Origin of the sequence: Pseudomonas sp. YL2 (assembly GCF_023063025.1) — a bacterium.
Classification (GTDB): domain Bacteria; phylum Pseudomonadota; class Gammaproteobacteria; order Pseudomonadales; family Pseudomonadaceae; genus Aquipseudomonas; species Aquipseudomonas putida_A.
In genome coordinates this window covers 46,028-62,716 of the sequence record NZ_JAJSLU010000026.1, presented here as the reverse complement: position 1 = coordinate 62,716, position 16,689 = coordinate 46,028, and the positions used below count along the sequence as shown (strand labels likewise).

General features: G+C 55.8%; 16 protein-coding genes, 1 tRNA gene and 1 pseudogene. 9 read left to right on the top strand and 9 right to left on the bottom strand.

The annotated features are described in order from the left end of the window. Positions 1 to 672: RHS repeat-associated core domain-containing protein (locus LVD08_RS26740; protein ID WP_342453991.1), on the top strand; the 672-nt coding region annotated here is incomplete at its 5' end. After that, positions 669 to 1,100: a DUF6896 domain-containing protein gene (locus LVD08_RS26735; protein WP_027613307.1), complete on the top strand. Its 432-nt coding sequence runs from the start codon at positions 669 to 671 to the stop codon at positions 1,098 to 1,100. The genes LVD08_RS26740 and LVD08_RS26735, both read left to right, overlap by 4 nt. Positions 1,101 to 1,250: 150 nt before the next feature. On the opposite strand, the gene LVD08_RS26730 is transcribed toward LVD08_RS26735, so the two are convergent. The 4 genes from LVD08_RS26730 to LVD08_RS26715 all read right to left on the bottom strand — a co-directional run bounded on the left by LVD08_RS26730 (position 1,251) and on the right by LVD08_RS26715 (position 2,987). Then, positions 1,251 to 1,421 (bottom strand): hypothetical protein, encoded by a 171-nt coding sequence (locus LVD08_RS26730; protein WP_169844085.1) that lies wholly within the window; start codon positions 1,419 to 1,421, stop codon positions 1,251 to 1,253. Positions 1,422 to 1,544: 123 nt separating this feature from the next. Beyond that, positions 1,545 to 1,970 (bottom strand): YMGG-like glycine zipper-containing protein, encoded by a 426-nt coding sequence (locus LVD08_RS26725; protein ID WP_027613308.1) that lies wholly within the window; start codon positions 1,968 to 1,970, stop codon positions 1,545 to 1,547. Positions 1,971 to 2,104: 134 nt separating this feature from the next. Then, positions 2,105 to 2,473 carry a glycine zipper domain-containing protein gene (locus LVD08_RS26720; protein ID WP_007960728.1) on the bottom strand — a complete coding sequence of 123 codons (369 nt, stop codon included), beginning with the start codon at positions 2,471 to 2,473 and terminating at the stop codon, positions 2,105 to 2,107. A gap of 325 nt (positions 2,474 to 2,798) precedes the next feature. After that, positions 2,799 to 2,987, bottom strand: a complete 189-nt coding sequence (locus tag LVD08_RS26715) for a hypothetical protein (RefSeq protein WP_007960727.1) — start codon at positions 2,985 to 2,987, stop codon at positions 2,799 to 2,801. A gap of 239 nt (positions 2,988 to 3,226) precedes the next feature. Here LVD08_RS26715 and LVD08_RS26710 point away from each other — a divergent pair, with 239 nt between their 5' ends. Further along, positions 3,227 to 3,505, top strand: coding sequence for a hypothetical protein (locus tag LVD08_RS26710; RefSeq protein ID WP_097087585.1), 279 nt, complete (start codon positions 3,227 to 3,229; stop codon positions 3,503 to 3,505). Positions 3,506 to 3,571: 66 nt separating this feature from the next. Here LVD08_RS26710 and LVD08_RS26705 read toward each other — a convergent pair whose 3' ends face one another. Next, on the bottom strand, positions 3,572 to 3,892 hold the full coding sequence (locus LVD08_RS26705) for a YbjQ family protein (RefSeq protein ID WP_027613311.1): 321 nt from the start codon (positions 3,890 to 3,892) through the stop codon (positions 3,572 to 3,574). A 1,127-nt stretch (positions 3,893 to 5,019) separates the two neighbouring features. Here LVD08_RS26705 and LVD08_RS26700 point away from each other — a divergent pair. Beyond that, a pseudogene (locus tag LVD08_RS26700) lies at positions 5,020 to 6,039 on the top strand (tyrosine-type recombinase/integrase); the annotation flags it as partial. A 231-nt stretch (positions 6,040 to 6,270) separates the two neighbouring features. Next, positions 6,271 to 7,209 carry a hypothetical protein gene (locus LVD08_RS26695; RefSeq protein ID WP_247269679.1) on the top strand — a complete coding sequence of 313 codons (939 nt, stop codon included), beginning with the start codon at positions 6,271 to 6,273 and terminating at the stop codon, positions 7,207 to 7,209. 519 nt (positions 7,210 to 7,728) lie between these two features. On the opposite strand, the gene LVD08_RS26685 is transcribed toward LVD08_RS26695, so the two are convergent. Then, positions 7,729 to 7,818, bottom strand: a tRNA-Ser gene (locus LVD08_RS26685). Positions 7,819 to 8,113: 295 nt separating this feature from the next. On the opposite strand from LVD08_RS26685, the gene LVD08_RS26680 reads away from it, so the two are divergent. From LVD08_RS26680 to LVD08_RS26670, 3 genes are all read left to right on the top strand, one after another. After that, positions 8,114 to 8,803, top strand: coding sequence for a crotonase/enoyl-CoA hydratase family protein (locus LVD08_RS26680; RefSeq protein WP_064586733.1), 690 nt, complete (start codon positions 8,114 to 8,116; stop codon positions 8,801 to 8,803). Between the two features lie 217 nt (positions 8,804 to 9,020). Beyond that, positions 9,021 to 9,743, top strand: coding sequence for a 1-acylglycerol-3-phosphate O-acyltransferase (locus LVD08_RS26675; protein WP_047292972.1), 723 nt, complete (start codon positions 9,021 to 9,023; stop codon positions 9,741 to 9,743). A 131-nt stretch (positions 9,744 to 9,874) separates the two neighbouring features. Next, entirely contained in the window at positions 9,875 to 10,846 is a 972-nt protein-coding gene (locus tag LVD08_RS26670) for a magnesium and cobalt transport protein CorA (protein ID WP_027613314.1), read from the top strand. 131 nt (positions 10,847 to 10,977) lie between these two features. On the opposite strand, the gene LVD08_RS26665 is transcribed toward LVD08_RS26670, so the two are convergent. From LVD08_RS26665 to LVD08_RS26655, 3 genes are all read right to left on the bottom strand, one after another. Continuing rightward, complete coding sequence (locus LVD08_RS26665; RefSeq protein ID WP_123586182.1) at positions 10,978 to 11,706, bottom strand: amidotransferase; 729 nt, start codon at positions 11,704 to 11,706, stop codon at positions 10,978 to 10,980. Positions 11,707 to 11,801: 95 nt separating this feature from the next. Further along, positions 11,802 to 13,946 (bottom strand): 3-hydroxyacyl-CoA dehydrogenase NAD-binding domain-containing protein, encoded by a 2,145-nt coding sequence (locus LVD08_RS26660; RefSeq protein ID WP_247269678.1) that lies wholly within the window; start codon positions 13,944 to 13,946, stop codon positions 11,802 to 11,804. A 25-nt stretch (positions 13,947 to 13,971) separates the two neighbouring features. Next, positions 13,972 to 15,177, bottom strand: a complete 1,206-nt coding sequence (locus tag LVD08_RS26655; RefSeq protein WP_247269677.1) for an acetyl-CoA C-acetyltransferase — start codon at positions 15,175 to 15,177, stop codon at positions 13,972 to 13,974. 638 nt (positions 15,178 to 15,815) lie between these two features. On the opposite strand from LVD08_RS26655, the gene LVD08_RS26650 reads away from it, so the two are divergent. After that, the gene (locus tag LVD08_RS26650) at positions 15,816 to 16,583 is read left to right on the top strand and encodes a c-type cytochrome (protein ID WP_096797033.1); all 768 of its coding nucleotides are present in this window, start codon (positions 15,816 to 15,818) and stop codon (positions 16,581 to 16,583) included. The last annotated feature ends 106 nt before the right edge of the window (positions 16,584 to 16,689 follow it).

Below are 16,689 nucleotides of genomic sequence, written 5' to 3'. Positions count from 1 at the left end.
CAATACGACGCCTACGGCAAGGTGTCGGCGATCACCCTCGCGGGCGAGGACTACCTGGACCAGCCGCTGCGCTTTCAAGGGCAGTATTTCGATGCGGAGAGTGGGCTGCATTACAACCGGCATCGGTATTACGACCCGAGGTTGGGCAGGTATCTGACGCCGGATCCGGTGAAGTTGGCGGGTGGGTTGAATCAGTACCGGTACGTACCGAATCCGACGGGTTGGGTGGATCCGTTGGGGTTGAATTCCAATTGTCCGCCGCCGAATAAGCCTGGGTGTGAAGTACCGGGTGGGATTGTTGGGGCTAAGGTTGATGAGGGTGAACCGCAGGTACCAAATCTAACTCATGGCGTAGACCCAAAAACATTGAAACGAACACATGCGCTCATGGGGAAAACCTCAACTAGACTAGTCGAGAAAATGAGGATAGAAATGGGAGATATTGGGTTTAACCGCGAGTTTCCTATAGATGTCGCTGAGCACCACGGAAACCTTTACATTTTAGATGGCCATCATAGAGCTTCGGCTGCACGACAAACCTCTACCGAAGTAACGATCCAGCTAATAACCAACATCGAAGATCACCACGGCAACCTAAACACTATTGAAGAAGTGCTAGAGTCAGCGGCTAACGTCGGTAATGACAGATTGGAGCATCGCAGAAGAAGATGAATAAAAAAGACAAAAACCTTGAAGACCTCATTAACGACTTTCTTTCTAAGGTTGATAGTGCGACGTTGCTGCTCGAGAAAAGATTTGGTACCAGAAATATCCTGAGGCTTTGGCGCAGCAATCAAATACAACGGTGCGGTAACATAACTGACAACACCCAATACGAGCTTCATGGAGTTGGATGCATCGTTCACTTCACTACAGAATCAGTGAATTTCGATTACGGTTCAAACAGTAGAATCGACGGTTTTGATGTTTGGCGCCTTTACATTTATGCCAGTGACAGGCCATCCAAATATAAAAAATACTGCGACAAAAAAACAGTTGAAAAGGAGTTTAAAGAGTACATCGCATCAGGCCGAATAAAAAAAATGTCGGCATCAGATAATCTTTACATACTCATCAACCCTGATTTAACTGCCAAATAACAAAATATTTTGTCGGTTTGCTTTCGTCCGCCTTGACGATTGTTTAACAAGCTTGACCTCGAGAACAAACCAATCCGAATCAAAGGGCCTGAAGTACAGGCCCCGGATATTTAAATTCAGTGCGCCGCCACGCTCGACTTTCAAGACAACTTATTGCTCATCCTCATCCTCTTCATACTCCTCATCCAAAGCCTCATCCGCATCATTCAACGGCACCGTCGCATCATCCATCAGCGACCCCGGATCCTCGTTCCCCGGATCATTGATAAACGGCAGACCACTCGGGCCTTTTTCTTCCTTGCCTTCGGTTTCGGGCGTCATGGCAAACCTCTACGTCTGGTGGGTTGTATAACGTTCGAAAAGCCTTACAGCCAATCGTTCCAGTGTCCGACCGCCAGAAACGAAAAACCCGGCGCCAGGCCGGGTTTGTTTTCGAATACTCAATCAGTGATGGCGGTTTTTGTGTTTGTACTTGTTGTGCTTGTGACCACCACCGGAATGAGCTCTACCACCGTCGTCACCCAGGTTGTTGCCCACCGCACCACCCGCTGCGCCGCCCAAACCGGCACCAATGGCCGAACCGGTGGAGCCGCCCAGGCTGTTGCCGACCACCGAGCCGCCGGCAGCGCCGAGGCCACCACCAATGGCGGCTTCGGTGCGATTGTGTTTATTCGCCCCAACCGCGCTGCCCGCCGCGCCACCGACACCTGCGCCAACCGCGGCACCGGTGCTGCCACCTAGCTGGCCACCGACCACGTTACCGAGGACACCGCCCAAACCGCCACCTACGGCGGCGCTGCCATCTCCGGCGGCCATCGCACCTTGAGCGATGAATAATCCGAAAAACAGTGCAGACAATGACAAGCGCATTTGAACCTCACAGTTCCCGAATCGGGAGGGTATGCCCATAGGGCCTATGTCAGATTGGAGACATTTTTCGAGAAAACGTTCAGCCATGAAAAAGCCCGACATCGAGCCGGGCTGTTTCTGACAAACGTTCGCTATCAGTGACGCTTGTGACCTTTGGACAGGTTGGCGCCGACGGCACCACCGGCAGCGCCACCCAGACCGGCGCCAATGGTCGCGCCATTTCGGCCACCCAGGCTGTTGCCGATCACCGAACCACCGGCCGCGCCAACACCACCGCCGATAGCCGCTTTGGTGCGGCTGCCCTTGCCGGCTGCCATCGCACTGCCGGCCGCGCCTGCAACACCGGCACCAATCGCTGCGCCCGTGCTGCCGCCCATCTTCTGGCCGACCACGTTACCCAGCGCGCCACCCAGACCGCCGCCGAGTGCAGCAGTGCCTTCACCGGCGACCGCACCTTGAGCAACCAGAAGCCCCAGAACCAGAGCAGGCAATGTTAGACGCATGACGAAAACCTCAAAAATAGGGAGATCAAAAGGGGCCGAGATTGAAAGCTGCCGACGCGCTGAAGTCCAGACAAATCAGCTGCCGCCGCGCACTTGGCGCCGATTGGACAGCGATTTCGCCAAAGGTTTTATCGCAGGCAAAAAAAAGCCCGCTGGGGAGACGGGCTGGAGACTTGCTTTCTAACGGATGGCTTCACCCTACGTCCGTGGACGTGAAAAGTTTGTGAAAAACACCAAACTCGGCCAAGAGTTTGTAGGAGATTTCCTTTTCATAAACAGCAGGCATAAAAAACCCCGTTCATAGACGGGGTCGTTCGGTCTCACTTTATTTTCTTGAGCGGGCCGAGACCTTTGGAAGGAATTTGGCTTTCGGCCCCTTGGGCGCCGTGGACTTGATCTTGCCGGTCTGCACCGGATCCTCGCCAAAGCCCGATTGGTATTCCGTCTGGCCGCAACGGACACAGTTGTTGAATGAAAATTCGGCTCCATCGTCTTCGATATACGGATCAGTCATAGCCTCTCCCCTTTGCGATAGATCGACACCGGCAAAGCCCTTTTGCCTGAGAAAATATCGACCTCCAAGGCTTTTGAGACTAGCCGGTCATTACCGGACTTGTGGTTCAGTTAGACCGATGCCCGACGAATGGCCTACACCTGCTCAACATCCGAACCCACCGTTGATCTCACAACGCTAAAGATTCCCGCCCACAGGCCGTTGCCCTTTTTCATACAAATGAATCTCAAGGAGAGAACATGAAAATCAACGGATTCCCGGAAATGCCGGTCGTAAAACTCACGGACGAACAAATCGCTGCCGGCAAAGCCGCCGGTGAGAAATTCAAGGAAAAGCTCGCTTCAGGCGACATCACCATCACCTACCCGGACAAACCGGTTCTGACCCCCGGCGTTATCTACCACCCGAGTCAGCCGGCCGATCCGACGCCCTCCACCGGCACCCCGCCGATGGTCGCAGTCGATACGCCCCTGACCTATGACGCCCACGGGCTTGTCATCCTCAAGCCACAGGGCTGATCGAAAGCAGAAAAGCAAAAAGCCCATTCATCATCTGAATGGGCTCGCTTGAACACCGCGACTGCATCAACGCAACTTGACCGCCGTACCCGTCGCGAACACCACAACCATGCCACCCTTGCCCGCCGGCATGCTGATCTCGAAATCCAGCCCGACCACCGCATCCGCCTGCAACGCCCGCGCCCGTTCCTTGATCTCGTCCGTCGCCTGAACCCGCGCCTCTTTCAACGCACGCTCCAGCGTCTGCGAGCGCCCACCAAAAAAATCGCGCATGCCGGCAAACATGTCACGGATCACGTTGACGCCCTGCACCGACTCCGCGCTGACAATGTCCAGGTACGCGGTGATCTGTCGGCCTTCGATGGCGTGGGTGGTGGAAATGATCATGGGAACAGTCCTTTTTTCTACTGATAAAACGGCGATTGTAATGCGCTATGGGAAATCAGACCGAACCCTTCCTGTGTAACCTGTACGTCGAATTATTCTAAAGGCAGGACGAAGGCGGAGCGTGCAAGTGCAAAAGCCCGACTCGCCCCTTTGTAGCACGCCAGTCCCCAACTCGTTCTATCGCCCTCCGCGTCCCTCAGTCAGCTCGGTCACACCAATCCTGGTGTCAGCACAAGTCCTACAATGTGCAACTCATAGGGCGAGATGTCACTTTTCTAAGTAGGAATTTTAAAATATTACACATTAAAATTTAGCTAGTAAAAAGCCGCCTCATAGGCGGCTCAGCACTTGGGCAATACTTGAGATTAGAGGTAGCGAACACTCAACTCATTCATCGTACAGTTCGTTTATTTGCAACCTCACGCAGTCAGTTTTTATAGCAATCGTGAACTCAACTGCACAGATTATATTTTCTTTAGCATCCCTGTAAGCTCTCTTCCCGATGGACCATCCATTACGAGATAACGAACTTTGTCTCCAACGGAAAGGTATTGCTTTCCGGTATTCCTATCAAAATTTTCTCCTATAGCGATGGCAACATCCTTACTCCCATCATCCGGACTGATAATGGCAAATTTTGCGCTGGACTTCCCCAAACGATGCCAATCTCCGAAAATGATTTAACAACCCCCTTGACATTTCTCTCTGACATATCGATCTCCTTACAAGTGATATAAAAGCTTAATTACGCCGTCCCCGCAGATAAGGCGCTGCACGGAGAAATTTGTATACTGTAAAACTTGACAGGTATTACGATTCAGCTCCGTAGAAAACAAACCGTTCGTCGCCTCATTCATGCTCTAGAAATTCATAACTCAAACAACATATTTAGTGTTTTCAAACGAGCTGGTGCTCTCCTGCGAATCATGGTCCTCTCTGGTGCCAGATCTACCTTACGTAAATGAAAAAGACTGGCTGGCTAAAAATCCTCTTCATCCTTTCGCGAAACTTGGTTGCATGGTCAGTGCCCGCATACCTATACCAGCCAATTGCATACCCAAGTGCGGTGCTTCGATTGACTTGATTGCTAAGCAGATTGGGAATAACAACTGGAACTCGTCCGGCAGCACCGCCGGCATTTTCCCGAGTCGACCAAGCTCGCTGTGAACAGTTTCGGGGCACTAACTAGGAGTTGGGCTGACCATCTAAAACAACAGCGTGGCCGCGACTTCTTTCGGGTACAAAAACAAGGCAAAGGTCCACGGGCGGCCGCGTTGGGATAACATTCAAATCGATCAGATTTACCACCTGGACCTGCAAGACTGGATTCAGGGGCCGCTGTCGAAGCGCCCGAAGAAAAGACCATCCGCGACATCATCAGCAATGTGCGCCAGGTGTTCAGACTCTACCGCACACGGCAGAAGGTCGCGCACGATCCGACTGAGGGTTATTCGTGCGTCTGCCCGATCCAGAAGCACCGGATCCATTCATCAGTGCGGAGATAGAGCAGATTCTCGAAACACGCACCAACCGCACCCAGGAACTGCTGATGGTTCAGTTCATGATTTGGGCAGGCCCACGGGTGTCGGAGACCATCGCGCTGGCGTGGGAGGACGTCGATCTGAAACAAGGAACGGTGACTTTCCGCAGATCAAAGGTGCGGGGGGCCTATCGCGTGACGAAGACTCGGCGCTCTACGCGCAAGGTGCGTCTGCTGGAACCCGCGTGGGATGCCCTTCGCAAGTTGAACGCGATCAACCAGCTCAAGACCGTGGATACGGTCGAAGTCGTCGAGCGGGACAACAAGACAGTCCGCAAGCATAAGCTGCACTTTGTATTCCTCAATACCAAGAGCGGCCTGCCGCACGTCAGCGACTTCGTCGTGAGGGACAGATTCTTCAAAGCGCACTTGAAAGCGGCCGGCGTTCGCTATCGCGGTCCTGGCCAGTGCCGCCACACCTACGCCAGCCAGTTGCTGACCACCGGGGTTGCCTCGGTCGACTGGATCGCGGAGCAGATGGGGCACACAAGCGAACATGATCCGACAGCACTACGGCACGTGGATCAACGAGGACGGCCCGGATGTCATCGGTATGCTGCAACATGCCATGGGCATACAGCCACCAAATGGTGAAGAATCCCTGTAAACCGAGGTTAAAGCACAGGTCATTCAGCCGCCGGTGTTCCAAAGGATGTCCGCATATAACCGAATGGTGCCCCCACGAAAACTTTAACGTATCCAGGGGGCTAGTAATTTAATTTGACGTTGAAGATCAGATCTGAAATCACAAAGTTAGTTTTGTACTTGTGAGAAGGAGTGAAGAAATCTATGATGGCCGCAAGCCACTATTTTCTACAGCCAAAAAGAACCAATACATATGCTAGACGATATAACAACCACTATAAAAGCCCAACTATATGAGCGTGTAACCAGCCCACTCTTAGGATCATTTCTTATCTCATGGTGCTTGATAAACTACAAACTAATATTAATACTATTCTCATCTCTTTCAGCACCAGAAAAGATAACTTATATAGAGTTCAATCTTTTCTCCTCAGTTCAGGACTACATGCTGAAAGGGGTATTTTTCCCTCTTATAGCGACCCTTGCGATAATTTTAGTTTACCCCTATCCAGCAGCTAAAATTTACGAAATATCCCGAAACAATAGAAAAAAACTAAAAGAAATCCAACAAAAGATTGACGATGAAACACCAATCACCCGAGATGAAGCAAGAAAGATCAGAAAAGCCGCTGTCCAAATACAAATCGACTTTGAAGAGCAAACAAAAAGAAAAGATAGCGAAATAGAATTTTTGAAATCATCCGTCCTTCAGCTGACAGAAGAATCGAAAACAGTTATACCCCGCGAAAAAGACTTAACAGCAAGAATACTTGAGCTCGAGACCATGAGTGCGCTTCAGCGCAGTGATATCACACAGCTAACTAGCGCAAACGAAAAATATAAGGAGTACATCGACACAACACTCCGCTTTACCCCCCAAAATAACTACGGCTCACCCGACAAAAAAACACATGCTAGTTCAGAAAGCACGAACACCAAAAACAATAAAACCAACAGCGCCCCACATGAAACATTAATTCTAAAAATAAAAGAATACCTAAAAGATACAAACATATTCCAAAACCAAGATACCAAAATTAAAGCGATTAATAATCAGATAATTCTAGAGTATCCGCACCAAGGAATGATTGAATCTTATAAACTCGGAGAAATGGACCCCGCAAACTTCGCAAAGTCCTTGATGGAGATGATGGATAATGCGAAGTCAGTTTGGAACAATCGGGTTCGATAAACGCTTTGCAGCCATAACTTACACCTACAGTACCTAATACACATGCGAGATGCCTGCGGAAGTTTGACGAATTGAGCAGGCGTAAGCTCGTGGAAACAATAGATATAGTCGACCTAAACAGAGAGACAGTCTGCAAGCACAAGCTGCACTCCGTATTTCTGAACACCAAGAGCGGCCAGCCATACGTTAGCAAATTTGTCGTGGGAGATAGGCTTTTCAAAGCACACTTGAAAGCTAATGGCGTTCGGGAGTAGATGGGCCACACCAGCGCGAACATGATCCGACAGCACTACGGCATGTGGATCAACGAGGACGGCCCGGACGTCATCGGTATGCTGCAGCACGCCTTGGGCATTCAGCCTCCAGGTGGAGACGACGCTCCGTAAACAGGGCTTCGGAAGCGGGCAACCCAGCAGCCCATATTCCCATGGATGTTCCCATGTGGGCCTTTTTTGCCCCCCTAAAAACACAAAACCCCTGAAAACTTTAACGTTTTCAGGGGTTTAGTCGTTTCAAATTTGGCGGTGAAGGAGAGATTCGAACTCTCGATACAGTTTCCTGTATACACACTTTCCAGGCGTGCTCCTTAAGCCACTCGGACACTTCACCGTATCTCTTCAAACATGTTCTGTCTGTCGAGGCGCGCTAATGTAGTCGAAAGCTTTTCTGATGGCAAACTTTTTTTCAGAATTTTCATGTGGTTAAGACAAAAAGGCGTTTCGCCCCACCTTGGACGATGGCAAACCGGCCAATCTCTGGTGACGGCCGCCCTTCTATATAGAAGCAGAACGGCGTGCTACGCCGGGCGCGGCCGGAAACGGTGACCGGCGAGTCAGTCACAGCGCTTTACCTGGCCTACGGTGGTGGGTAACGTCTGCCCATCTTTCTTACAAGGAATAGCGTCATGAGTGAGTTGATTGCCTACCACCTCGAAGACGGTATCGCGACCCTGACCTTGAACAACGGCAAGGTCAATGCCATTTCCCCGGACGTGATTGCGGCGTTCAACGCGGCGCTGGATCAGGCGAAGACTGATCGTGCCATCGTGATCATTACCGGTCAGCCGGGGATTCTGTCGGGCGGCTATGACTTGAAGGTGATGACCGCCGGCCCGAAAGAAGCCGTGGCGCTGGTGACTGCGGGTTCGACTCTCGCCCGTCGCCTGCTGTCCCACCCGTTTCCGGTGATCGTTGCCTGCCCAGGCCACGCCGTGGCCAAAGGTGCATTCCTGCTGCTGTCCGCCGACTACCGCATCGGTGTCGACGGCCCGTTCAGCATCGGTCTGAACGAAGTGCAGATCGGCATGACCATGCATCACGCCGGCATTGAGCTGGCGCGTGATCGTCTGCGTCGTTCGGCGTTCCACCGTTCGGTGATCAACGGCGAAATGTTTGATCCGAAAAGCGCGGTGGATGCCGGTTTCCTCGACAAGGTGGTGGCTGCCGAAGAGCTGCAAGGCGCAGCCCTGGCCGCGGCGCGTCAGTTGAAGAAGATCAACATGAATGCGCACAAGAACACCAAGCTCAAAGTGCGCAAGGCGCTGCTCGAAGCCCTCGACAACGCGATCATCCAGGATCAGGAGCACCTGGGCTGAGCCCACGCTCCCCGAGCCGAAGAAAAGCCCGACCGTCGTGTCGGGCTTTTTCTTGCGCGTTCGGTTGATCATCCGCCGACAGCTCTAGGACGCGTCTGACGATCAACTTGGAAACATGCGCTTAAACATCGCCTATCTCCGGACTCTATAGCAGCAATTGCCGAAAACAGTGCACATCCGTACACTGCGCCACCTTTTGTCCCGGTGGGGCCTGAAAATGCTGTTTGTGTTTCGTATGTTATTGATGGGCCTGCACTTTATTCTGGCCGGCGTGTTGGGGGTGATCCTCGGGCTGTGCCGGCCGTTCAATCCGGACAACAGCCGACTGTGCGCCCGCCTCTACGCCCTTCCGGCCATGTGCATCCTGCGTTTGCGGGTGAAGGCCGACGTCGGTCCGTTGATGAATAAGCCCGATAGCTGCGTGATCGTTGCCAACCATCAGTCCAACTATGACCTGTTCGTGTTCGGCAACGTGGTGCCTCGGCGTACCGTATGCATCGGCAAGAAGAGCCTGAAATGGGTGCCGCTGTTCGGGCAACTGTTCTGGCTCGCGGGCAACGTGTTGATCGATCGCGGCAACGCGCACAAGGCGCGCAAGTCGATGCTCACCACCACCCACACCTTGCAGCACGAAGACACGTCGATCTGGGTATTCCCGGAAGGCACGCGCAACCTCGGTGAAGAACTGCTGCCGTTCAAGAAAGGCGCGTTCCAGATGGCGATCGCCGCCGGTGTGCCGATCGTGCCGGTGTGCGTCAGCAGCTACATCAAGCACATGCGCCTGAACCGCTGGCGTAGCGGGAAAATTCTCATACGCTCGCTGCCGGCGATTCCTACAGCCGGGCTGACCATGGATGACATGCCCATGCTCATGTCCCAGTGCCGCGAGCAGATGCGCGAATGCATCGCCGCGATGGATCAGCAGCTGCAGGCTGCGTAAAAAAACCCGCCTTGTGCGGGTTTTCTTTTGCCGGGTGAACTGTACAGATTTCACTGACTCTCAAGCAGCGACACAGCTAAGCTGAAGCCTTGTATTCCCTGCCATCTGCCAAGAAGAAGTGAACCACCACCATGGGTCGAGTTGTTGCTGCTGCGGTTTACAGCGCCGGTAAGAAAGTCACCAATATCACGCTTGACGAAGGTGCCGCCTGGGCCGCAAAAACCGGACATTTTGTCTGGATCGGCCTGGAAGAGCCGGACGCTCAGGAGCTGGCCAATCTGCAGCGCCAGTTCAACCTGCACGAACTGGCCATTGAAGACGCCCTGGAAAAACACAGCCGGCCGAAGCTGGAAACCTTTGGTGACGCCTTGTTTATCGTCACCTACTCGCCGATCCGCGAACATGGGATCTTGCAGTTCATCGAAACGCACATCTTCGCCGGCAAGGGCTACATCATCACCGCCCGCAACGGCCACTCGGCGTCCTACGCGCATGTCCGCCAACGCTGTGAGGCGCGGCCGCTGCTGCTGGAGCACGGCGAAGATTTCGTCCTGTATGCGCTGCTGGATTTCGTCATCGAAAACTACCAACCGGTGGGCGAAGCGATTCATGCCGAGATTGATGAACTGGAGCGCAACGTGCTGTGCAGTGCGTTGAACGAGCATGACATTCAGAAACTCCACGGTCTGCGCCGCGACGTTTTGCGCCTGCGCCGCTATGCAGCGCCGATGGTGGAGATTGGCGAGGAGCTGCAGAAGCTGAGCTTCCCGTTCATCGACAAGAACATGCGCCCGTACTTCCGCGATGTGCAGATCCATGTCACGCGGCAGATGGAAGACCTGACCACCCTGGCCGACATCGCCAGCCAGACCATCGAAATCGGCGTGCTGCTCGAGGCGTCACGGCAGAGCGTGGTGCAACGCAAGTTTGCCGCGTGGGCGGCGATTCTGGCATTCCCGACGGCGGTGGCGGGGATTTACGGGATGAACTTCCAGAACATGCCGGAGCTGAGCTGGCACTACGGCTATTTCGCTGTGTTGGGGTTTATTACGGTGGGGTGTGTGAGTTTGTGGGCGAGTTTCAAGAGGTCGGGGTGGTTGTAGTCCTGTGGCGAGGGAGCTTGCTCCCGCTGGGGTGCGAAGCGCCCCATACAAAAATCAAGTTGCCGTAAATTACGGCCGCTGCGCATCCGAGCGGGAGCAAGCTCCCTCGCCACATAGGTAAATGTCAGGTCTTAAATCGCTGCAGCTTCTGGCTTGTGCGCCACAAACCGCATCATCCATTCCGCCACGGTGGTGCCATGGTGCTCCTGCTCCAGGCTGGCCACGCCTTTCGAGTAGATCTGCGAACCCAGCGCGTCCTGGCGCAGATCCAGCAGCGCCCGCGAATAGTCGTGAATGAATTCCGGGTGCCCCTGGAAGCACAGCACCTGATCGTTGATGTGGTACGCGGCAAACGGGCAGAAATCGCTGGAAGCGATGACCGTGGCGTTTTCCGGCAGCGCAGTGACCTGATCCTGGTGGCTGATCAGCAGCGTCAGCTCTTCTCGCACCGGGCTCATCCACGGCGCCTTGGCCGCGAGTTTGTAGTTGTGGGTGCCGACGCCCCAGCCCTGGCTAGCGCGCTCGCTCTTGCCACCGAGCAGCAGCGCCAGCAATTGATGGCCGAAGCACACGCCGAGCAGCTTGTCGCCACGCTCGTAGCGGGTCAGCAGGTATTGCTTGAGGGTCTGGATCCACGGGTCGGTGCCGAACGAATCGGCCTTGCTGCCGGTGATCAGGTACGCATCGAAGGTCAGGTCGTCGCTGGGGTATTCGCCCTGCATCACGTTGTACACGGTGAACTCGGCGGCAATCGGTTGCTGCGAGAACAGGCGCTGAAACATCTGCCCGTAACCCTGATATTGATCGACCAATTCCGGACGCAGGATGTCGGTTTCCAGAATGCAGATGCGTAGCGACATAAAAAATACCTGACACGTGATGGGAATAATGAACACCCCAGAGCCTGCCTTGAAACACCCCGGCAAGGCAAGCCCCGCAGCGTTCAGCCGCTCACTTAAAACAGCTCGCCTTTCGCGGCTTTTTCCAGCAGCAGCGCCGGTGGCGCAAAGCGCTCGCCGTACTGCTCGGCCAGATACTGCGCGCGTGCGACGAAGTCTTGCACCCCGTACTGATTGATGAATTGCAAGGCGCCGCCGGTCCACGGCGCAAAGCCGATGCCGAAGATCGAGCCGACGTTGGCATCCGCCGTCGAGGTGAGCACGCCCTCCTCCACGCAGCGCACGGTTTCCAGGGCCTGCACGAACAGCAGACGATCACGCACATCCTTCGGCGAAATCTGCCCGTCGGCTTTCTCGAAGCGCGTCCTCAACTCCGGCCACAGATGTTTCTGACCACCCGCCGGGTAATCGTAGAAACCACCGCCAGCGGCTTTGCCCGGGCGCTTGTATTCGTTGAGCAGCAAGTCAATCACGGCGAAGGCCGGGTGTTCTATCAGCGGTTTCCCTTCCGCTTGCAGGTCTTTAGCCGTTTGCTGACGGATATGGCTCATCAGGCTGAGGGAAACTTCGTCGGAGATCGCCAGCGGCCCGACCGGCATCCCGGCCTTGCGCGCTTCGGTCTCGATCATCGGCGCGCTCACGCCCTCGCCGAGCATGGCGATGCCTTCATTGGTGAAGGTGCCAAACACCCGCGAGGTAAAGAAGCCGCGACTGTCATTGACCACGATCGGGGTTTTCTTGATTTGCAGGACGAAGTCGAAACCCCGCGCCAGGGTTTCAGCGCTGGTCTGCGCGCCTTTGATGATTTCCACCAGCGGCATTTTGTCCACCGGACTGAAGAAATGCAGACCGATGAATTTGCTCTGATCGGGTACTGCGGTCGCCAGTCCAGTGATCGGCAAGGTTGAAGTGTTGGAGGCAATCACTGCATCAGAACCCACTATTTTTTGCGCTGCCGACGAGACCGTCGCCTTGAGTTCGCGATCCTCGAACACCGCCTCGATGATCAGATCACAACCCGCCAGATCCGCATCATCTTCAGTGGCGTGGATCCGCGCCAGCACCGCTTCGCGCTTTTCGGCCGTCATCTGGCCACGGTCGACTTTTTTGTCCAGCAGCGCCGCCGAATGGGCCTTGCCCTTCTCGGCCGCCGCCAGGTTGATGTCCTTGAGCACTACGTCGATGCCGGCTGAGGCACTGACAAAGGCGATCCCGGCGCCCATCATGCCCGCACCGAGCACACCGACCTTGCGCGTGACATATGGCGCAAAACCCTGCGGCCGCGAACTGCCGGCGTTGATCTCGTTGAGCTGGAACCAGAAGGTGCCGATCAGGTTTTTCGAGATCTGCCCGGTGGTCAGTTCGGTGAAGTAACGGGTTTCGATCAGGTGCGCGGTATCAAAATCGACCTGCGCGCCTTCCACCGCCGCACACAGAATCTTCTCTGGCGCCGGCAGCGTGCCCTGAGTCTTGCTGCGCAGGATCGACGGCGCTATCGCCAGCATCTGCGCGACTTTCGGATTCGACGGTGTGCCGCCGGGGATCTGATAGCCCTTCACGTCCCAACGCTGCACCGCGCCCGGGTTGGCGACAATCCAGGCGCGCGCCTTGGCCAGCAACTCGTCACGATCCGCCGCCAGTTCATCGATCAGACCGGCCTGCAATGCCTGTTGCGGGCGCACCTTTTTGCCTTCGAGCAAGTACGGCAAGGCTTTTTCGATGCCGAGCATACGCACCATGCGCACCACCCCGCCGCCGCCCGGCAGCAGGCCCAGCGTCACTTCCGGCAGACCGAGCTGCACCGCCGCATCGTCCAGCGCCACCCGGTGATGGCAGGCCAGACAGATTTCCCAGCCACCGCCGAGCGCGGCGCCGTTGATCGCCGCGACCACCGGTTTGCCGAGGGTTTCCAGGGTGCGCAACTGCCCCTTGAGGCTCAGCACCATGTCATAGAACGCTTTGGCCTCGGGTTTACCGACCTTGATCAGCTCATTGAGGTCGCCGCCGGCAAAGAAGGTTTTCTTCGCCGAGGTGATGATCACCCCGGCGATGCTGTCTTTTTCCGCCACCAGCCGCGCAACGCAGGCGCCCATGGCCTCGCGGTACACGGCGTTCATGGTGTTGGCGCTCTGGCCCGGCATGTCGATGGTCAACACGACGATGGCGTCCTGGCCTTTTTCGTAACGAATGGCTTCGCTCATAACAAGGTTTCCTTGAATTCGGGGCTCAAAGGCGTTCGATGATGGTGGCAATGCCCATGCCGCCGCCGACACACAGCGTCGCCAGGCCATAGCGCAGGCGCCGGGCTTCCAGTTCATCGAGCAAAGTGCCGAGGATCGCGCACCCGGTGGCGCCCAGTGGATGCCCCATGGCGATGGAGCCGCCGTTGACATTGACCTTGTCCGGGTCCACCGCCATGTCCTTGATGAACTTGAGCACCACCGAGGCAAACGCCTCGTTGACCTCGAACAGATCAATGTCTTCCACGCGCAAGCCCGCCTTGGCCAAAGCCTTGCGGGTGGCCGGTGCCGGGCCGGTGAGCATGATGGTCGGGTCAGTGCTGGTGACCGCCGTGGCGACGATCCGGGCCCGTGGTTGCAGGCCCAGTGCACGACCCTTGGCTTCGGAGCCGATCAACATCAGCGCCGCACCGTCAACGATCCCGGAGCTGTTGCCCGGCGTATGCACGTGATTGATCCGCTCGACGTGGCTGTAAACCCGCAGCGCCGTGGCGTCGAAACCCATCTGGCCGATCATTTCGAAACTTGGCTTGAGTTTGCCGAGGCCTTCCATCGTCGACTCGGCGCGAACGAATTCGTCGTGATCGAGCAGGATGATGCCGTTCTGATCCTGCACCGGCACCAGCGACTTGTTGAAGGAACCGTCGGCCCGCGCCCGTGCGGCTTTCTGTTGCGAGTGCAGCGCGTAGGCATCGACATCCTCACGGCTGAAGCCTTCAAGGGTGGCGATCAGGTCCGCACCAACGCCCTGCGGGGTGAAGTGGCTGTGCAGATTGGTTTGCGGATCCAGTGCCCAGGCGCCGCCGTCACTGCCCATCGGCACCCGCGACATCGACTCGACGCCACCGACCACCACCAGATCCTCGAAGCCCGAGCGCACTTTCATCGCGCCGAGGTTGACCGCTTCCAGACCCGAGGCGCAAAAACGGTTGATCTGCACGCCGGCCACGCTAACGTCCCAATCCGCCACCTGCACCGCAGTCTTGGCAATGTCCGAGCCCTGATCGCCAATCGGCGTGACGCAGCCGAGCACCACGTCATCGACCTGACTGGTGTCCAGCGCGGTACGGCTTTGCAGTGCGGTCAACAACCCCGCGACCAGATTCACCGGTTTGACGCTGTGCAGCGCGCCATCGGCCTTGCCTTTGCCGCGGGGCGTGCGTAACGCATCGAAAATCAAAGCTTGGGTCATGACGTCCTCGAACCTGTGCGGTGAGTGAATTTCGTAGTGTCACTGTTGTCCCGAGCGCGCATTGATTCAATGACCACAGCGCTCAATGACGTTGACGTGCACGCTCAGACGGACGGTCATTCACCCTCAGGTGAACCGGTTCAGGTCAGCGAGTTGTCTAGCAAGCGGGCGGCGAAGAAGCTGGCAATAAGCCTCATGCCGTTTTTATCGCAAACGGCAGCAAATACATATGAAATGGATCTAAGCCAAGCGTGACGCGGGCTCTAAGGTAGTAAATGTACGTCAGGGTCGTCGGGTTTTGCCGGGGCCGACGTTCTTCAACAGGAAGTGCAGCGTTTGCCGTCATGGATATGCAGGCAGACATCAGGAAATAACAATAAAGGCGGTCAAGCCATGTTCAAACAACCGAAAGTTCGTCAAGCAGGACTCATTCTTTTCGCCACCACGCTGCTGTTGATTTTGCCCAATCTGACCAAGGTGATTGGCTGACTCAAGCGGCAGGCGTCCGCTATCGCCAGACAAAATGTGACTGGCCCGCTACCCGGGCCAGCGTGGCTGTGCGAACCTTTGCGCACTTCCACGACAGGGACGGCGATCATTTGAAAACGCTCATTGTGTTCTGGGCCTTGCTGCTGAGCATGCCCTTGTCTGCGGCGCAGCTCACGCTGGAGCTGGGCGCGAACAGTCGCACCTGGCAGACCGAAGAGTTGCTCAAGCATCCGCAAGCACAAACTCTGACCATCAAGAACGATGTGTCCTACAAGAAAGACATGACTTATCGCGCCGTGCCCGTGGCGGCGCTGCTCACCGGGATCAAACCGGCCGATCACCTGCAAGCGGTGGCGCTGGACGGGTTTGCCGCCGAACTGGCCGCTGCGCCGTTGCTCAACAGCAAAGGCGCGCAGGCCTGGCTGGCGATCGAGGACCCGACGCAGCCGTGGCCGCCGCTGTCCGAGGGTAAACACAGCGCCGGGCCGTTCTATCTGGTGTGGACTGACCCGCAAGCCGGCAACATCAGCCCTGAGCAATGGCCGTTCCAAGTGGCGAGCATCAAGCGCATGGCGCCGGTGGCCGAGCGCTTCCCGGCGCTGTTGCCGGATCCCAAGCTGAAAGCGGATGACCCGGTGAATCAGGGTTTTGCGCTGTTCCAGAAGAACTGCCTGGCCTGCCACCGGTTGAACGGTGCGGGGGATGCGCAGTTCGGGCCGGATCTGAATATTCCGTACAACCCGACTGAGTACTTCGGCGCGGATTTTCTCAAGCGCTACATTCGCGATCCGCAGAGTTTGCGCCAGTGGCCTCAGGCGAAGATGCCGGGGTTTTCGGCAGAGGTGTTGCCGGAGAGGGATTTGCAGTTGTTGATCGGCTATTTGCAACACATGGCTGGGCGCAAGGTTAAGCCCTGATGCAACTCCCCATGTGGGAGCGAGCCTGCTCGCGAAAGCGGAGTTTCAGACACCACATTGCTGACTGATAAACCGCTTTCGCGAGCAGGCTCGCTCCTACAGGGTT

Coding starts and splice junctions, on each gene's coding strand:
- LVD08_RS26735 (WP_027613307.1), top strand. CDS start 669: ATGAATAAAAAAGACAAAAACCTTGAAGACCTCATTAACGACTTTCTT.
- LVD08_RS26730 (WP_169844085.1), bottom strand. CDS start 1,421: ATGACGCCCGAAACCGAAGGCAAGGAAGAAAAAGGCCCGAGTGGTCTG.
- LVD08_RS26725 (WP_027613308.1), bottom strand. CDS start 1,970: ATGCGCTTGTCATTGTCTGCACTGTTTTTCGGATTATTCATCGCTCAA.
- LVD08_RS26720 (WP_007960728.1), bottom strand. CDS start 2,473: ATGCGTCTAACATTGCCTGCTCTGGTTCTGGGGCTTCTGGTTGCTCAA.
- LVD08_RS26715 (WP_007960727.1), bottom strand. CDS start 2,987: ATGACTGATCCGTATATCGAAGACGATGGAGCCGAATTTTCATTCAAC.
- LVD08_RS26710 (WP_097087585.1), top strand. CDS start 3,227: ATGAAAATCAACGGATTCCCGGAAATGCCGGTCGTAAAACTCACGGAC.
- LVD08_RS26705 (WP_027613311.1), bottom strand. CDS start 3,892: ATGATCATTTCCACCACCCACGCCATCGAAGGCCGACAGATCACCGCG.
- LVD08_RS26695 (WP_247269679.1), top strand. CDS start 6,271: ATGCTAGACGATATAACAACCACTATAAAAGCCCAACTATATGAGCGT.
- LVD08_RS26680 (WP_064586733.1), top strand. CDS start 8,114: ATGAGTGAGTTGATTGCCTACCACCTCGAAGACGGTATCGCGACCCTG.
- LVD08_RS26675 (WP_047292972.1), top strand. CDS start 9,021: ATGCTGTTTGTGTTTCGTATGTTATTGATGGGCCTGCACTTTATTCTG.
- LVD08_RS26670 (WP_027613314.1), top strand. CDS start 9,875: ATGGGTCGAGTTGTTGCTGCTGCGGTTTACAGCGCCGGTAAGAAAGTC.
- LVD08_RS26665 (WP_123586182.1), bottom strand. CDS start 11,706: ATGTCGCTACGCATCTGCATTCTGGAAACCGACATCCTGCGTCCGGAA.
- LVD08_RS26660 (WP_247269678.1), bottom strand. CDS start 13,946: ATGAGCGAAGCCATTCGTTACGAAAAAGGCCAGGACGCCATCGTCGTG.
- LVD08_RS26655 (WP_247269677.1), bottom strand. CDS start 15,177: ATGACCCAAGCTTTGATTTTCGATGCGTTACGCACGCCCCGCGGCAAA.
- LVD08_RS26650 (WP_096797033.1), top strand. CDS start 15,816: ATGCCCTTGTCTGCGGCGCAGCTCACGCTGGAGCTGGGCGCGAACAGT.